The organism is Rhizobacter sp. J219 (genome assembly GCF_024700055.1).
In the GTDB taxonomy this organism is placed as follows: Bacteria; Pseudomonadota; Gammaproteobacteria; order Burkholderiales; family Burkholderiaceae_C; genus Rhizobacter.
This window is the reverse complement of record NZ_JAJOND010000001.1, coordinates 3,672,836-3,687,136: the sequence shown is the minus strand read 5'-3', so window position 1 is coordinate 3,687,136 and position 14,301 is coordinate 3,672,836. Positions and strand designations below refer to the sequence as shown.

General features: G+C 66.1%; 12 protein-coding genes and 1 pseudogene. 11 read left to right on the top strand and 2 right to left on the bottom strand.

What is annotated here, in order from left to right; translation table 11 throughout:
- The first annotated feature begins 11 nt into the window (after window positions 1–11).
- On the top strand, window positions 12–1,283 hold the full coding sequence (locus LRS03_RS17415; RefSeq protein WP_257827032.1) for an HD-GYP domain-containing protein: 1,272 nt from the start codon (window positions 12–14) through the stop codon (window positions 1,281–1,283).
- Between the two features lie 12 nt (window positions 1,284–1,295).
- On the opposite strand, the gene LRS03_RS17410 is transcribed toward LRS03_RS17415, so the two are convergent.
- A complete protein-coding gene (locus LRS03_RS17410; protein WP_257827031.1) occupies window positions 1,296–1,562 on the bottom strand; it encodes a YkgJ family cysteine cluster protein in 267 nt (88 codons plus the stop codon).
- A gap of 147 nt (window positions 1,563–1,709) precedes the next feature.
- Between LRS03_RS17410 and mnmG the strand changes: the two genes are divergently transcribed.
- Genes mnmG through LRS03_RS17385 form a run of 5 tightly spaced genes read left to right on the top strand, consistent with a single transcriptional unit; the run spans window position 1,710 to window position 6,545 of the window.
- Window positions 1,710–3,674, top strand: coding sequence for a tRNA uridine-5-carboxymethylaminomethyl(34) synthesis enzyme MnmG (gene mnmG / locus LRS03_RS17405; protein WP_257827030.1), 1,965 nt, complete (start codon window positions 1,710–1,712; stop codon window positions 3,672–3,674).
- Complete coding sequence (gene rsmG, locus LRS03_RS17400) at window positions 3,664–4,317, top strand: 16S rRNA (guanine(527)-N(7))-methyltransferase RsmG (protein ID WP_257827028.1); 654 nt, start codon at window positions 3,664–3,666, stop codon at window positions 4,315–4,317. The genes mnmG and rsmG overlap by 11 nt, the downstream gene beginning before the upstream one ends.
- 7 nt (window positions 4,318–4,324) lie before the next feature.
- Entirely contained in the window at window positions 4,325–4,942 is a 618-nt protein-coding gene (locus tag LRS03_RS17395; RefSeq protein ID WP_257827025.1) for a LysE family transporter, read from the top strand.
- 33 nt (window positions 4,943–4,975) lie between these two features.
- Entirely contained in the window at window positions 4,976–5,746 is a 771-nt protein-coding gene (locus LRS03_RS17390) for a ParA family protein (RefSeq protein ID WP_257827023.1), read from the top strand.
- 16 nt (window positions 5,747–5,762) lie between these two features.
- Complete coding sequence (locus LRS03_RS17385; protein WP_257827021.1) at window positions 5,763–6,545, top strand: GNAT family N-acetyltransferase; 783 nt, start codon at window positions 5,763–5,765, stop codon at window positions 6,543–6,545.
- A gap of 61 nt (window positions 6,546–6,606) precedes the next feature.
- Here LRS03_RS17385 and argC read toward each other — a convergent pair whose 3' ends face one another.
- Complete coding sequence (argC, locus tag LRS03_RS17380; protein ID WP_257827019.1) at window positions 6,607–7,551, bottom strand: N-acetyl-gamma-glutamyl-phosphate reductase; 945 nt, start codon at window positions 7,549–7,551, stop codon at window positions 6,607–6,609.
- A 45-nt stretch (window positions 7,552–7,596) separates the two neighbouring features.
- On the opposite strand from argC, the gene LRS03_RS17375 reads away from it, so the two are divergent.
- The 5 genes and pseudogenes from LRS03_RS17375 (at window position 7,597) to LRS03_RS17355 (ending at window position 14,287) form a co-directional block, all read left to right on the top strand.
- Window positions 7,597–8,178: an RBBP9/YdeN family alpha/beta hydrolase gene (locus LRS03_RS17375; protein WP_257827017.1), complete on the top strand. Its 582-nt coding sequence runs from the start codon at window positions 7,597–7,599 to the stop codon at window positions 8,176–8,178.
- A 46-nt stretch (window positions 8,179–8,224) separates the two neighbouring features.
- The gene (locus tag LRS03_RS17370; RefSeq protein WP_257827015.1) at window positions 8,225–9,118 is read left to right on the top strand and encodes a ParB/RepB/Spo0J family partition protein; all 894 of its coding nucleotides are present in this window, start codon (window positions 8,225–8,227) and stop codon (window positions 9,116–9,118) included.
- 341 nt (window positions 9,119–9,459) lie between these two features.
- Window positions 9,460–11,393: pseudogene (locus LRS03_RS17365) on the top strand (PrkA family serine protein kinase).
- Window positions 11,394–11,417: 24 nt separating this feature from the next.
- A complete protein-coding gene (locus tag LRS03_RS17360) occupies window positions 11,418–12,686 on the top strand; it encodes a YeaH/YhbH family protein (protein WP_257827014.1) in 1,269 nt (422 codons plus the stop codon).
- Window positions 12,683–14,287: a SpoVR family protein gene (locus LRS03_RS17355; protein WP_257827012.1), complete on the top strand. Its 1,605-nt coding sequence runs from the start codon at window positions 12,683–12,685 to the stop codon at window positions 14,285–14,287. Before LRS03_RS17360 ends, LRS03_RS17355 begins: the two co-directional genes overlap by 4 nt.
- Window positions 14,288–14,301: the final 14 nt, after the last annotated feature.

Below are 14,301 nucleotides of genomic sequence, written 5' to 3'. Positions count from 1 at the left end.
CGTCGCCGCGCATGCACCTGTCTCTCTTGCCGGGGAGTGAACCCAACCCGCATGCGCTGGCGGCGATGACGCACGCGGCCGAACGCCACGCGATCGTCGCCTCGCAAGACATCGTCGACAGCCGCGGCGTGAAGCTGTGGGCGCGTGGCCAGCCGGTGACGGCCACCTTGCAGCAGCGCCTGCTCGAGCGCCGCCTGCAGCAGCCGCTCGAGGCCTGCCTGCTGGCGGAAGACGGCGTCACTCCCTTCACGCTGATGCACGACCTGCAGGTGCTGCTGGAGTCGCAGCACCCGCTGGCGCCGGCGCTGCGCGCGCAGGGGCGCGAGCTGGTGGCGCAGCTCAAGCAGATTCCCTTGCACGCGGTGGCCCAGTTGCTGCTGACCACCGCCGCCGCTTCGCGCCCGCACGCCTTGGCGCATGCGGTCACCGGCATGGCGCTCGCCGGCGCCATGGTGGCGAGCCGCCAGGGCTCGTCGCTCGAAGTGCGGCTCGCGATGCTCGGCGGTCTGCTGCACGACATCGGCGAGGTTTACATCAACCCTGCCTTCCTTGACTACACCCAGGCGCTCGACCTCGTCGGCCACAAGCATCTGGTGGTGCACCCGCGCATCGCGCAGATGCTGCTGACCAGCCTGACCGACTACCCCAAGGCGCTGGGGCAGGGCATTGCCGAGCACCACGAGCGGCTCGACCGTTCGGGCTACCCGGCGCGGCTGGGGCCCGACGGGCTGTCGACGCTCGGCCGGGTGCTGTCGGTGGTGGAGTTGACGCTCGGTAGCACGAGCGACTCGCATGCGCCGCTCGCACGTGCGAGCTTTGCGCTGCGCGTGGTGCCGGGCGAGTTCGACCCGACCTGGTCGGCCTTCGTCTGCGAAGCAGCGCATGAGGCCCATGAAGACTTCGCGCTCGACGAGCAGCCCGAGGCCAGCACGCTCGCCGCTCAGCTGGCCGAGATCGACCATCAGATGGCTTCGGCACACCGCCTCGCGAAAGAGCTGAACGAGCAGCGCCGCACCTCGCAGATCACGGAGGTGGTGGCCGATGCGCTGCACCGACTCGAACGGCTGCGGGTGGCGTGGAACGCGCTCGGGCTGTGGGGCGACGAAGCGGTGGCCGTCGGCATGGCGGCGGGCGAGCGGCTGGAGCTGGTGCTGGCCGAAAGCGAGCTGCGCCAGCGGTTGCGGGCCTTTCACCGTGAGTGTCTGTTGCTGAGCGAGGGGCTGACCGAGGCCGAGAAGTTCAGGCTCTCACCCTTGTGGCACGGGCTTCTGGAGCCGATGTGAGACGCGGGCAGCTCAGGGTGTGGTGAGCTGCTCGATGTGGCCGAGCCAGCGCAGGGCCTGCTCGCGGGTGTCACCGCACATTTCGGATGAGGGCTGCAGCGAACTGCAGACGGCCGGCCGGTCCGGGTGGCCGAAGATGGCGCAGGCGTTGTCGGCGGTGAGGTGCAGGCAGCGCACGCCCGCCGGCTTGCTGATGCCGTTGACGAGCGGCATGCCGGGGATGGGCGACGAGATCGAAGGCGCGGTGCAGCAGGCGCCGCAGCCGGGTCGGCAGTTCATGCGGCGATTATTTGACGGCGCGCGGGCCGGTGGCGCAGGTCTTGCCCGCTCGGCCGTGACGCCCAGGGCCGGCCCACCTAAAATTCACGCCCTTGCCTGCACGGGTGCGTTCTCCAAGCGAACCCCGTGTCCCCTCCCGGAGTTCCCATGTTGTATCCCCATGAATTCGACGTGATCGTCGTCGGCGGCGGCCATGCTGGCACCGAGGCTGCGCTCGCCGCGGCACGCATGGGCGTGAGCACGCTGCTGCTCACCCACAACATCGAGACCTTGGGCCAGATGAGCTGCAACCCGTCGATCGGCGGCATCGGCAAGGGCCATCTGGTGAAGGAGGTCGACGCGTTGGGCGGCGCGATGGCCGCGGCCACCGACGAGTCGGGCATCCAGTTCCGCATCCTCAACGGCTCCAAGGGGCCGGCCGTGCGCGCGACCCGGGCGCAGGCCGACCGCATCCTCTACAAGGCAGCGATCCGGCGCCGGCTGGAGAACCAGCCGAACCTGACGCTGTTCCAGCAGGCGGTCGACGACCTGATGGTCGAAGGCGACCGGGTGGTGGGGGCTGTCACGCAAGTTGGTATTCGCTTTCGTGCCAAGGCCATGGTGCTGACGGCCGGCACCTTCCTCGACGGCAAGATCCATGTCGGCTTGCAGAACCACGCGGGCGGCCGGGCGGGTGACCCGCCGGCGGTGTCGCTGTCGGCGCGGCTCAAGGAGCTGAAGCTGCCGCAAGGGCGGCTGAAGACCGGCACGCCGCCGCGGCTCGACGGGCGGACCATCGACTTCTCGGTGCTGACCGAACAACCCGGTGACCTGGACCCGGTGCCGGTGTTCAGCTTCATGGGCCATGTGTCGCAGCACCCGCAGCAGGTGCCGTGCTGGATCACCCACACCAACGAACGCACGCACGAGATCATCCGCTCGGGTTTCGATCGCAGCCCGATGTTCACTGGCGTGATTGAAGGGGTGGGGCCGCGCTACTGCCCGAGCATCGAAGACAAGGTCAACCGCTTCGCCGACAAGGACTCGCATCAGATCTTCCTCGAGCCCGAGGGCCTGACGACGCACGAGTTCTACCCGAACGGCATCAGCACCAGCCTTCCGTTCGACGTGCAGCTGGCGGCCGTGCGCTCGATGCGCGGGCTGGAGAAGGCGCACATCCTGCGCCCCGGCTACGCCATCGAGTACGACTACTTCGATCCGCGAGGGCTGAAGGCGAGTTTCGAGACCAAAGTGATCCAGGGCCTCTTCTTCGCCGGCCAGATCAACGGCACGACCGGCTACGAAGAGGCCGCGGCCCAGGGCCTGTTCGCCGGGATCAACGCGGCGCTGCAGGTGCAGGGCCGCGACGCCTGGACACCTCGTCGCGACCAGGCCTATCTCGGCGTGCTGGTCGACGACCTGATCACCAAGGGCGTGACTGAGCCCTACCGCATGTTCACCAGCCGGGCCGAGTTCCGGCTGCAGCTGCGCGAGGACAACGCCGACCTGCGGCTGACCGAAATCGGGCGCGAGCTGGGCCTGGTCGACGACGCGCGTTGGACCGCCTTCAACCGCAAACGCGATGCGATCGCCCGTGAGACCGAGCGGCTGCGGTCGACCTGGGTGCACCCGGGCTCGTTGCCGGCCGAAGCGGCCGAGCGGCTGCTGGGCAAGGCGATCGAACGGGAATACAACCTGGCCGACCTGATGCGGCGGCCCGGTGTTGGCTTTGATGCCATCGCTGAAGTGGCTGCGATTGCGAAACCGGAAGCCGGTGTTTCACGTGAAACACTGCGGGGGGAGTTCGGTGCCGAACTGGCCGATGCCGTGGTCGAGCAGGCCGAGATCAGCATCAAGTACGCCGGCTACATCGACAAGCAGATCGAAGAGGTGGAGCGCGCCGCCCACTACGAAGGCCTGCGTCTTCCGGCCGAACTGGACTACGCGCAGGTGACCGCCATCAGTTTCGAGGCGCGCCAGAAGCTGGCGCTGCACCGGCCGGAGACCCTGGGCCAGGCCTCGCGCATCTCCGGCATCACCCCGGCCACGATTTCGCTTCTGCTCATCCACCTGAAGAAGGGCCGATTCAAGGGCTTTGCGGCCAACGAACCGTCGGGTCGCAATGCCGCTTGAGACGCGTGACGTCCTCCTGAGCGGGGCGGCCGCCCTCGGCCTGCCGCTGAGCGGCGCGCAGTGCGATGCGCTGCTCGGCTACCTGGCCCTGCTTCAGAAATGGAACGAGGTCTACAACCTCACCGCCGTGCGCCGCCCGGCCGAGATGCTGACCCACCACCTGCTGGACAGCCTGGCCGTGCTGCCGCCGCTGCGCCGCCACTTGGCGGGTCGGGCGGCCCGCATTCTCGATGTCGGAAGCGGCGGCGGGTTGCCGGGCATCGTGCTCGCCATCCTCGAGCCTCACCTGGATGTGACCTGTGTTGATTCGGTCGGCAAAAAGGCGATCTTCATCCGGCAGGTGGGCGTTGAGCTGAAGCTGCCCAACCTGGGTGCGGTGCACGCCCGGGTGGAAGATCTGCGGCTGCCGCCTTTCGACGTGATCACCTCACGGGCGTTCGCCTCGCTGGCCGACTTCACCCGCCTCACCCGGCACTTGGCGGGGGAGCAGGGGGTTTGGATGGCGATGAAGGGCAAACAACCCGACGACGAGATCGCGGCGCTGCCACCCGACTGGGCTGTGTTTCACGTGGAACAACTGACGGTGCCCGGGCTGAATGCCGAGCGCTGCCTGGTCTGGTTGCGCCGCGCGCCGGCGGCCTGAGGTCAGCATGACGGTCTTCGGCATTTCCGATTTCGGCACCTACTGCGTCTCCATCCTGGTGTTCCTCGCCTTGCCCGGGCCGGGGACGTTTGCCCTGCTGACGTCGACCGCCAAGGGCGGATTACGGGCGGGTGCCGCCGCCACCTTCGGGCTGATTGCCGGCGATCAGGTGCTGCTGTGGGCCGCCGTGGCCGGCCTGGCGGCCGTGCTGGAAGCGCACCCGATGGCGTTCAGGGCGATCCAGTACGCCGGGGCGTTGTACCTGGCCTGGATCGGGTTCAGGCTCATTCTGGCCAAGGAGGGCGGGGCGTCGCCCATCCACATCGAGCCGCGCCGCTACCTGCGCCAGGCGTTCTTCATCACCTTGCTCAACCCCAAGGCCATCGTGTTCTATATGGCCTTCTTCCCGCTCTTCATCAACCCGGCCACCCACCAGGGCGCCGTCACCTTTGCGGCGATGGCGGTGACCATCGCCTTGATCACCCTGGTCTACTGCCTCGCGCTGTGCGCTTTCGCCGGGCTGGTGACGCAGCAGGTCAAGGCGCACAAGCGCCTGTCGCGTTGGCTCCAGCGCATCGCCGGCCTGTTCCTGGTCGGCTTCGGCATCCGTCTTGCGGCGCCCTGAGGCACGTTTACTTTCCCACCCACCGGATCGGTCATGACCCGAATCTTTTGTGTTGCCAACCAGAAAGGCGGCGTCGGCAAGACGACCACCACCGTCAACCTCGCCGCCGGTCTGGCCAAGGTCGGCCAGCGTGTGCTGGTGGTCGACCTCGACCCGCAGGGCAATGCCACCATGGGCTCGGGTGTGGACAAGCGGGCCTTGAAGCTCAGCGTCTACGACGTGCTGCTGGAGTCGGCCTCAATCGCCGAGGCCCGGCAGCGCAGCGAGAAGGTGGGCTACGACGTGCTGGGTGCCAACCGCGAGCTGGCCGGCGCCGAAGTCGAGCTGGTCGAACTGGAGCGCCGCGACAAGCGCCTCAAGGCGGCCCTCGAAGCCGTGCGCGACGACTACGACTTCGTGCTGATCGACTGCCCACCGTCCCTGAGCCTGCTGACGCTGAACGGCCTGTGCAGTGCCCACGGCGTGATCGTGCCGATGCAGTGCGAGTACTTCGCGCTCGAAGGTCTGTCCGACCTGGTCAACACCATCAAGCAGGTGCACGCCAACCTCAACCCGGACCTGCAGATCATCGGCCTGCTGCGGGTGATGTTCGACCCGCGCATCACCCTGCAGCAGCAGGTGAGCGAGCAGCTCAAGGCGCACTTCGGCGACAAGGTGTTCAACAGCGTGATCCCGCGCAACGTGCGCCTGGCCGAAGCGCCGAGCTACGGGCTGCCGGGGGTGGTGTTCGATCCGGCTTCCAAGGGAGCGCAGTCCTTCGTCGAGTTCGCCGAAGAGATGGTCCAGCGCATCAAGACGCTCTGAACCGGCGACACCGGCCGTGCAGTTGCCCGTCCCCGACCTCAACCCGCGCTTCGACAGCCACCTGCTGTCGCGGGTGGAAGACGCGGGCCTCAACGCCAGCGCACCGCCTCAGCAACGCTGGGTCGACGGCTGGCTGGTGCGCTTCTGCGCCGGCAAGGCCAAGCGGGCGCGCTGCATCAACGCGGTGGCCGACGGCCGCCTGAGCGTGGCGGCGCGGCTGGCCCAATGTGAGCAGCTTTACGCCGAGGTGCGCCTGCCGCTTGTGGTCCGCATCACCCCCTTCACGCGGCCGGCGCACCTGGACGACACCCTCGCCGAAATGGGCTTGCGCACGATCGACGACACCCGGGTGATGGTGCTCGACCGCCTGGACGACATCGCTGCGCCAGAGTGGCCGGCCGGCTGGTCGATCCACAACATCGGGCTCGACCCCTTTGCCCAGCGGGTGGGGGTCTTGCGGGGCTCGCCGCTGTCGCAGCGCCAGGCCCATGCCGAGCGCCTGTTGCACTCGCCGGTGCCGTTCACCGCCTTCGAGCTGCGCGAGCAGGGCGAGGTGTTGGCCTGCGGCCAGTACGCGATGGAGGGGGATCTGGTCGGGCTGTACGACGTGTTCACCGCGCCGGCGCTGCGCGGCCGCGGCTGTGCCCGGCGGCTCTGCCAGCACCTGCTGGTGCACGCCCGCTCACGCGGGGCACGCCACGCCTACCTGCAGGTCGAGGTCGACAACCTCCCGGCGCGCGCCGTCTACCACCAGCTCGGCTTTGACGACGGCTACGCGTACCACTACAGGATGCGTTAGCCCCCAGTCGCTCCGCGCCTGCCCCTACGGGGCGCCGCCCGGCGCCGGGCACCGCGCCTTGTCAGACCAGGCCCAGCGATTCCTCGACGCCCAGGTGCACGTTCATCGACTGCACCGCCGCGCCGCTCGCCCCCTTGCCCAGGTTGTCGATGCGGCACATCAGGATGGCCTGGCTGTCGTTGGCGAACACGAAGACGTCGACATTGTTGGTGTCGTTGTTGGCCTGGACGTCGAAGAAGCCCGACTCCAGCGTCGCCGCATCGCGCAGCGGCTGCACCCGCACGAAACGCTCGCCGGCATACCGCTCGGCCAGAGCCTTGTGCAGCGCCTCCGGGGTGCTACCGGGTTTGAGTTGCGACAGGTGCAAGGGCACACTCACAGCCAAGCCCTTGAGAAATCTGCCGACGATGGGCTGGAAGATCGGCGGCGTCTTGAGGCCGGTGTGGGCCGACATCTCCGGCACGTGCTTGTGCTGAAGCGTCAGGCCATAGGGGCGGGGCGCGTCGAGCTTGGGGTCGCCGCCGGCTTCGTACTGCTCGATCATCTTCTTGCCGCCACCGGAATAGCCCGTGATGGAGGTGGCGCTGATCGGGAGCGTCGGCGGCACCAGCCCGGCGTCGACTAGGGGGCGCAGCAGCAGGATGAAGGCGGTGGAATGGCAGCCGGGGTTCGAGATGCGTTTGCTGCGGCGGATGCGCTCGCGCTGGTCGGGCGCCAGCTCGGGCAGGCCGAACACCCAGTCGGGCGCGATGCGGTGCGCCGTGCTCGCATCGATGATGCAGGTGTTGGGGTTGTTGACCAGCGCGGCGGCTTCTTTCGCCGCCACGTCGGGCAGGCAGAGGAAGGCGATGTCGGCTGCGTTGAGCAGGCGGGCGCGCTCGTCGGTGTCTTTGCGGCGCTCGGGCGCGATGCGCAACACCTCGATGTCGCTGCGATTCGCCAGATACTCGTTGATGCGCAGGCCGGTGGTGCCCTCCTGGCCGTCGACGAACACCTTGTACTTCATCTTCATCACCTCTGATTCGCGAAAACCGCAGGATACGGCACCCGCATGACGACTCGCCAACCCGCTCCCTTGTCCGCTTCACCCACGTCGGCATTGCGTGTGCTGTTGCTGCCCGGCTGGCTCGATTCCGACACGGCGCATTGGCAGACACGATGGGAACAGCGGCATGGCGACCAGCGGGTGACGCAGGACGACTGGCTCTGGCCCAAGCGCGGGGACTGGATGTCGCGGTTGGAAGAGGTGCTGCTGCAGGACGACCGGCCCGCGGTGCTGGTCGCGCACAGCCTGGGCTGCCAGCTGGTGGCGGCGTGGGCCGCCCACTCGCAGCACACGCCGCGTGTGGCAGCGGCGCTGCTGGTGGCGCCGCCCGACGTGGAACGCGACGACATGCCGCCGCAGCTCGCACCGTGGCGACCCATCGTGCGCCAGCGTTTGCCGTTTCCGAGCACGGTGGTCGTGAGCCGCGACGACCCATACTGCGCCCCGGAGCGGGCCGCCGAGATGGCGGCGCAGTGGGGCTGCGAGTGGGTCTCGGTGGGCGACCGTGGCCACCTCAATGGCGAATCAGGCCTGGGCGATTGGCCGCAGGGTCGCGCGCTGCTCGACGCCCTGCTGGCAAGAACCTGAGCGCCGCCTCCACGGGCGGCCGCTGTCGATCGGACAGAATGCGCCCATGGTCACCAAGAAACCCAAGGGCTTAGGCCTGGGCCTCGAAGCGCTGCTCGGCCCGAAAGTCAGCGACAACCCCGCGCCTGTCGATGAAGGCGCACCCCGCAACCTGAAGCTGTCGCTGTTGCAGCCCGGCAAGTACCAGCCGCGTACGCGCATGGATGAAGGCTCGCTCTACGAGCTGGCCGAGAGCATCAAGGCCCAAGGCATCATGCAGCCCATCCTGGTGCGGCCGGTGGGGGAAGGGCGTTACGAGATCATCGCCGGCGAACGCCGCACGCGCGCCGCCAAGCTCGCGGGCCTCGACGACGTGCCGGTGCTCGTGAAGGACGTGCCCGACGAGGCCGCGGCCGCGATGGCGCTGATCGAGAACATCCAGCGCGAAGACCTGAACCCGCTCGAAGAAGCGCAAGGCATCGCACGCCTCGTCAACGAGTTCCACCTCACGCATGAGCAGGCCGCGCAGGCAGTGGGGCGCTCGCGAAGTGCGGCCAGCAACCTGCTGCGTTTGCTGAACTTGGCCGAGCCGGTGCAGCAGATGCTGATGGCCGGCGACATCGACATGGGCCACGCACGCGCGCTGCTACCGCTCGAAGGTGCGCAACAAATACTGGTTGCCGCGGAAGTGGTCGGCAAGAAACTCAGTGTGCGCGAGGCCGAGAAGCTCGTGGCCAAGACGGCCTCGGCGCGTCAAAAGCCCCTGCTGCGCATCGCGAAAGAAAAATCACGCGATATTTCGCGCATCGAGGAAGAACTCTCGGACGCGCTGACGGCGCAGGTCGAGATCCGCGTGAAGAAGCGCACCAAGCGCGGCGAGCAAGGCGAAGTGGCCATCCAGTTCGGATCGTTGGACGAACTCAACGGGCTGCTGCAAAAACTTGGGCTTTCCGACGCTTAGGCGTATCTTGAGGGCGGTGTGGCCGGTTGACGTCGCAATCCATGAGGAACTCTCGATGTCGCACGGCGCTCTGTGGATTGAGGGGAAGTGTTTTCATTGATGAACGCGAGCGAGGGGCAGCGGCACACTCCTTGCAAAGCAAAGCATGAACTGCGGTGATATTTCGCTTCTTCTCGACGCATGGTTGTGCGCACAATGAATCAAGCTTGATCGCAAGACTCGGCATACGAGGCTGACAAACAGGAAAGCTCTGATGGAGCCTGGCGCGGGTTTCATCAGAACTTCCCCAGACGTCACCGAGGTGGCCCCTCGGTGGTGTCTTCCTGAACCAGGAGGTCAGCATGGATGTGATCAGCCATTTCGCCGCGCGATACGAGCGCACGCGTGAAGAGGGCTCTCCCTCGAGGAGTACCTCAACGAGTGCAAGCGCAACCCGATTGCGTATGCCACCGCTGCCGAGCGCATGCTCAAGGCCATCGGTGAGCCCCAGACCATCGACACGCGAAACGACCCGCGGCTGTCGCGTCTCTTTGCCAACAAGGTCATCAAGATCTACCCGGCCTTTGCCGAGTTCTACGGCATGGAAGACGCGATCGAGCAGGTCGTGTCGTACTTCCGCCATGCCGCACAGGGCCTGGAGGAAAAGAAGCAGATCCTTTATCTGCTGGGCCCGGTGGGCGGCGGCAAGTCGTCGATCGCCGAGCGCCTGAAGGCGCTGATGCAGGAGGTGCCCTTCTACGCGATCAAGGGCTCGCCGGTGAACGAGTCGCCGCTCGGCCTTTTCGATCTGGTGGAAGACGGCCCGATCCTGGAGAAGGAATACGGCATTCCGCGCCGCTATCTCAACCGCATCCTGTCACCTTGGGCCGTGAAGCGTCTCGAGGAGTACGGCGGTGACGTGCGCAAGTTCAAGGTCGTGAAGCGCTTCCCGTCGGTGCTCAAGCAGGTCGGCATCGCCAAGACCGAGCCGGGCGACGAGAACAACCAGGACATCAGCTCGCTCGTCGGCAAGGTCGACATCCGCAAGCTCGAGACCTATGCGCAAGACGACCCCGATGCCTACAGCTACTCCGGCGGCCTGTGCCTCGCCAACCAGGGCCTGCTGGAATTCGTCGAAATGTTCAAGGCACCGATCAAGGTGCTGCACCCCTTGTTGACGGCCACTCAGGAAGGCAACTACAAGGGCACTGAAGGTTTCGGCGCGATCCCGTTCGATGGCGTGGTGCTGGCGCACTCGAACGAAAGCGAATGGAAGACCTTCCGCAACAACAAGAACAACGAGGCCTTCCTCGACCGCATCTACATCGTGAAGGTGCCGTACTGCCTGCGCGTGTCTGAGGAGGTGAAGATCTACGAGAAGCTGCTGCGCGGCTCGTCGCTCTCGCAAGCCACCTGCGCGCCGGGCACGCTCAAGATGATGAGCCAGTTCGCGATCCTCACGCGCCTGAAGGAGCCTGAGAACTCGTCGCTCTATTCCAAGATGCTGGTGTATGACGGCGAAAACCTGAAAGACACCGACCCGCGCGCGAAGAGCTTCCAGGAGTACCGCGACTACGCGGGTGTCGACGAAGGCATGAGCGGCATCTCGACGCGCTTCGCGTTCAAGATCCTCTCGAAGGTCTTCAACTTCGATTCCACTGAAGTGGCTGCGAACCCGGTGCACCTGATGTACGTGCTCGAGCAGCAGATCGAGCGCGAGCAGTTCCCGGCCGAGACGGAGCAGAAGTACCTCGCGTTCATCAAGGAACATCTGGCGGTCAAGTACGCCGAGTTCATCGGCAAGGAGATCCAGACGGCGTACCTTGAGAGCTATTCCGAGTACGGCCAGAACATCTTCGACCGCTACGTCACCTACGCCGACTACTGGATCCAGGACCACGAGTACCGCGACACCGACACCGGTGAAGTCTTCGACCGCGCGTCGCTGAATGCGGAGCTGGAGAAGATCGAGAAGCCGGCCGGCATCAGCAACCCGAAGGACTTCCGCAACGAGATCGTCAACTTCGTGCTGCGTGCCCGCGCCAACAACGCCGGCAACAACCCGCTGTGGACGAGCTACGAGAAGCTGCGCACGGTGATCGAGAAGAAGATGTTCTCGAACACCGAGGAGCTGCTGCCGGTCATCAGCTTCAACGCCAAGGCCAGTGCCGACGAGGCGAAGAAGCACGAGGACTTCGTCACCCGCATGGTCGCCAAGGGCTACACGCCCAAGCAGGTTCGCCTGTTGTGCGAGTGGTACCTGCGCGTGCGCAAGATCCTGATAGCGAGGTCCTGATTGGGTAGTTCCGGAAAGGCCAGCATGCTCCAGCAGATCATCGATCGGCGGTTGGCGGGGAAAAACAAATCCATCGGCAACCGTGAGCGTTTCCTGCGCCGCCACAAGGACCAGATCCGAGAGGCGGTGAAGCGGGCGGTCGATGGACGCGGCATCCGCGATCTCGCGCAGGGGGAAGACATCCACATCCCCAAGCGCGACATCGCCGAGCCGGTGTTCGGCCACGGCCAGGGCGGCAAGCGCGAAATGGTGCACCCCGGCAACAAGGACTACGTGCGCGGCGACCGCATCGAGCGGCCCAAAGGCGGTGGCGGAGGGGGCGGGGGCGGGCAAGCCAGTGACTCCGGCGAGGGGGACGACGACTTCGTCTTCCACCTCAGCAAGGAAGAGTTCATGCAGGTCTTCTTCGACGACCTGGCCCTGCCCAACCTCACGCGCACCGTGCTCGCCGAGACGCCCGAGTACAAGACACATCGCGCCGGCTACAGCAGCGACGGCACCCCCAACAACCTGCACGTGGTGCGCTCCATGCGCGGCGCGATCGGCCGGCGCATCGCGCTCGGCAACGAGTCACGGCGCGAGCTGCGCGAGCTGGAAGCCGAGCTCGAAGAGATCCAGGCCAAGCCCGGGTTCGATGCCAAGGTGGCCGAGCTGAAGGAAAAGATCGAGGCGTTGAAGGCGCGCCTGGCCCGCATCCCGTACCTCGACCCCATCGACCTGCGCTACCGCAGCCGCGTGCGCACGCCAGTGCCCACCAGCAAGGCGGTGATGTTCTGCTTGATGGACGTCTCGGGCTCGATGGACGAAGCCCGCAAGGACCTGGCCAAGCGCTTCTTCATCCTGCTGTACCTCTTTCTCACGCGCCACTACGAAAAGATCGACATCGTCTTCATCCGCCACCACACGCAGGCGCAGGAGGTCGACGAACACAACTTCTTCCACTCCACAGAAACCGGCGGCACGGTGGTGTCGAGCGCGCTCGTGCTGATGGAAGAAATCGCCAAGGCGCGCTACCCCACCAGCGAGTGGAACATCTACGGCGCGCAGGCGAGCGACGGCGACAACTGGCACCACGACAGCGGCCGCTGCCGCGAGATCCTCGCCAACAACATCCTGCCGCTGTGCCGCTACTTCGCCTATGTGCAGGTGGCCGAGGAAGAGCAGAACCTGTGGGACGAATACGCCACCCTGGCGGCCGACGCGAAGGACTTCGCCATCCGCAAGGTGACCGAGGCCTCGCAGATCTACCCGGTCTTCCGTCAGTTGTTCAAGAAGGAGGGAGCGGCCACATGAGCAGTCCCATCGACGCCCCCTGGGGCGAGGAGCGACGCAAGGAGCAGTGGAGCGTGTCGCCGCGCCGCCGTGCGAGCGACCTCGTGGCGCCCAAGCGCACGCACGAGCCGCTGCCGTCGCCGTCCGACTGGTCGTTCGAGCTGATCGAGCGTTACCACGAGGTCATCAAGGCGACGGCCGAGCGCTACGGGCTCGACACCTATCCCAACCAGCTCGAGATCATCACCGCCGAGCAGATGATGGATGCGTATGCCTCGGTGGGCATGCCGGTCAACTACCGCCACTGGAGCTACGGCAAGGAGTTCATCTCCACCGAGAAGAACTACAAGCGCGGCCACATGGGCCTCGCCTACGAGATCGTCATCAACTCCAACCCTTGCATCAGCTACCTGATGGAAGAGAACACGATGGCGATGCAGGCCCTCGTGATCGCGCACGCGGCCTACGGCCACAACAGCTTCTTCAAGGGCAACTACCTCTTCCGCATGTGGACCGATGCGGCGTCGATCATCGACTACCTGGTCTACGCGAAGAACTACGTCGCCGAATGCGAAGAGCGCCACGGCCTCGACGCAGTGGAGGAGCTGCTCGACAGCTGCCACGCGCTGATGAACCACGGCGTCGACCGGTATCGCCGGCCGAGCCGCAAGTCGCTCGCGCAGGAGCTGTCGGACCGCAAGGCGCGCGAGGCCTATGCGCAGCAGCAGGTCAACGAGATGTGGCGCACGCTGCCCAGGAAGGCCGAGAAGACCACCGAAGAAGCGGCTGCCCGGCGCTTCCCCGAGGAGCCGCAGGAGAACCTGCTGTACTTCATCGAGAAGAACGCGCCGCTGCTCGAGCCCTGGCAGCGCGAGATCGTGCGCATCGTGCGCAAGGTGGCGCAGTACTTCTACCCGCAGCGCCAGACGCAGGTGATGAACGAAGGCTGGGCCACCTTCTGGCACCACAAGCTGCTCAACACCATGTACGACGACGGACACCTCTCCGACGGCATGATGATCGAGTGGCTGAAGTCGCACACCAACGTCGTCTACCAGCCCAAGGTGACCGACCGCCACTACAGCGGCATCAACCCCTATGCGCTCGGCTTCGCGATGTACACCGACATCAAGCGCATCTGCGAGAACCCGACCGACGAAGACCGCCACTGGTTCCCCGACATCGCGGGCAAGGACTGGCTGGAAACGCTCGACCACGCGATGCGCAACTTCAAGGACGAAAGCTTCGTCGGCCAGTACCTCTCACCCAACCTGATGCGCGAGTTCCGCTTCTTCTCCATCCTCGACGACGAGAAGGAAGAAGAGCTGGAGGTCTCGGCCATCCACGACGAGAGCGGCTACCGCCGTGTGCGCGAAGCTCTGTCGCACCAGTACGACCTGGGTGCACGCGAGCCCAACATCCAGGTCTGGAACGTCAACCTGCGCGGTGACCGTTCGTTGACGCTGCGCCATGCACAGCACAACGACCGGCCGCTGCACGAAGGCGCCAACGAAGTGCTCAAGCACGTGGCGCGCCTGTGGGGCTTCGGCGTGCACCTGGAGAGCGTCAACGGCGCCGGTGAAGTGCAGCGCCGCTGGTCGGTGACGCCGCCGTCGCACTGACCCCTACCCGGGCA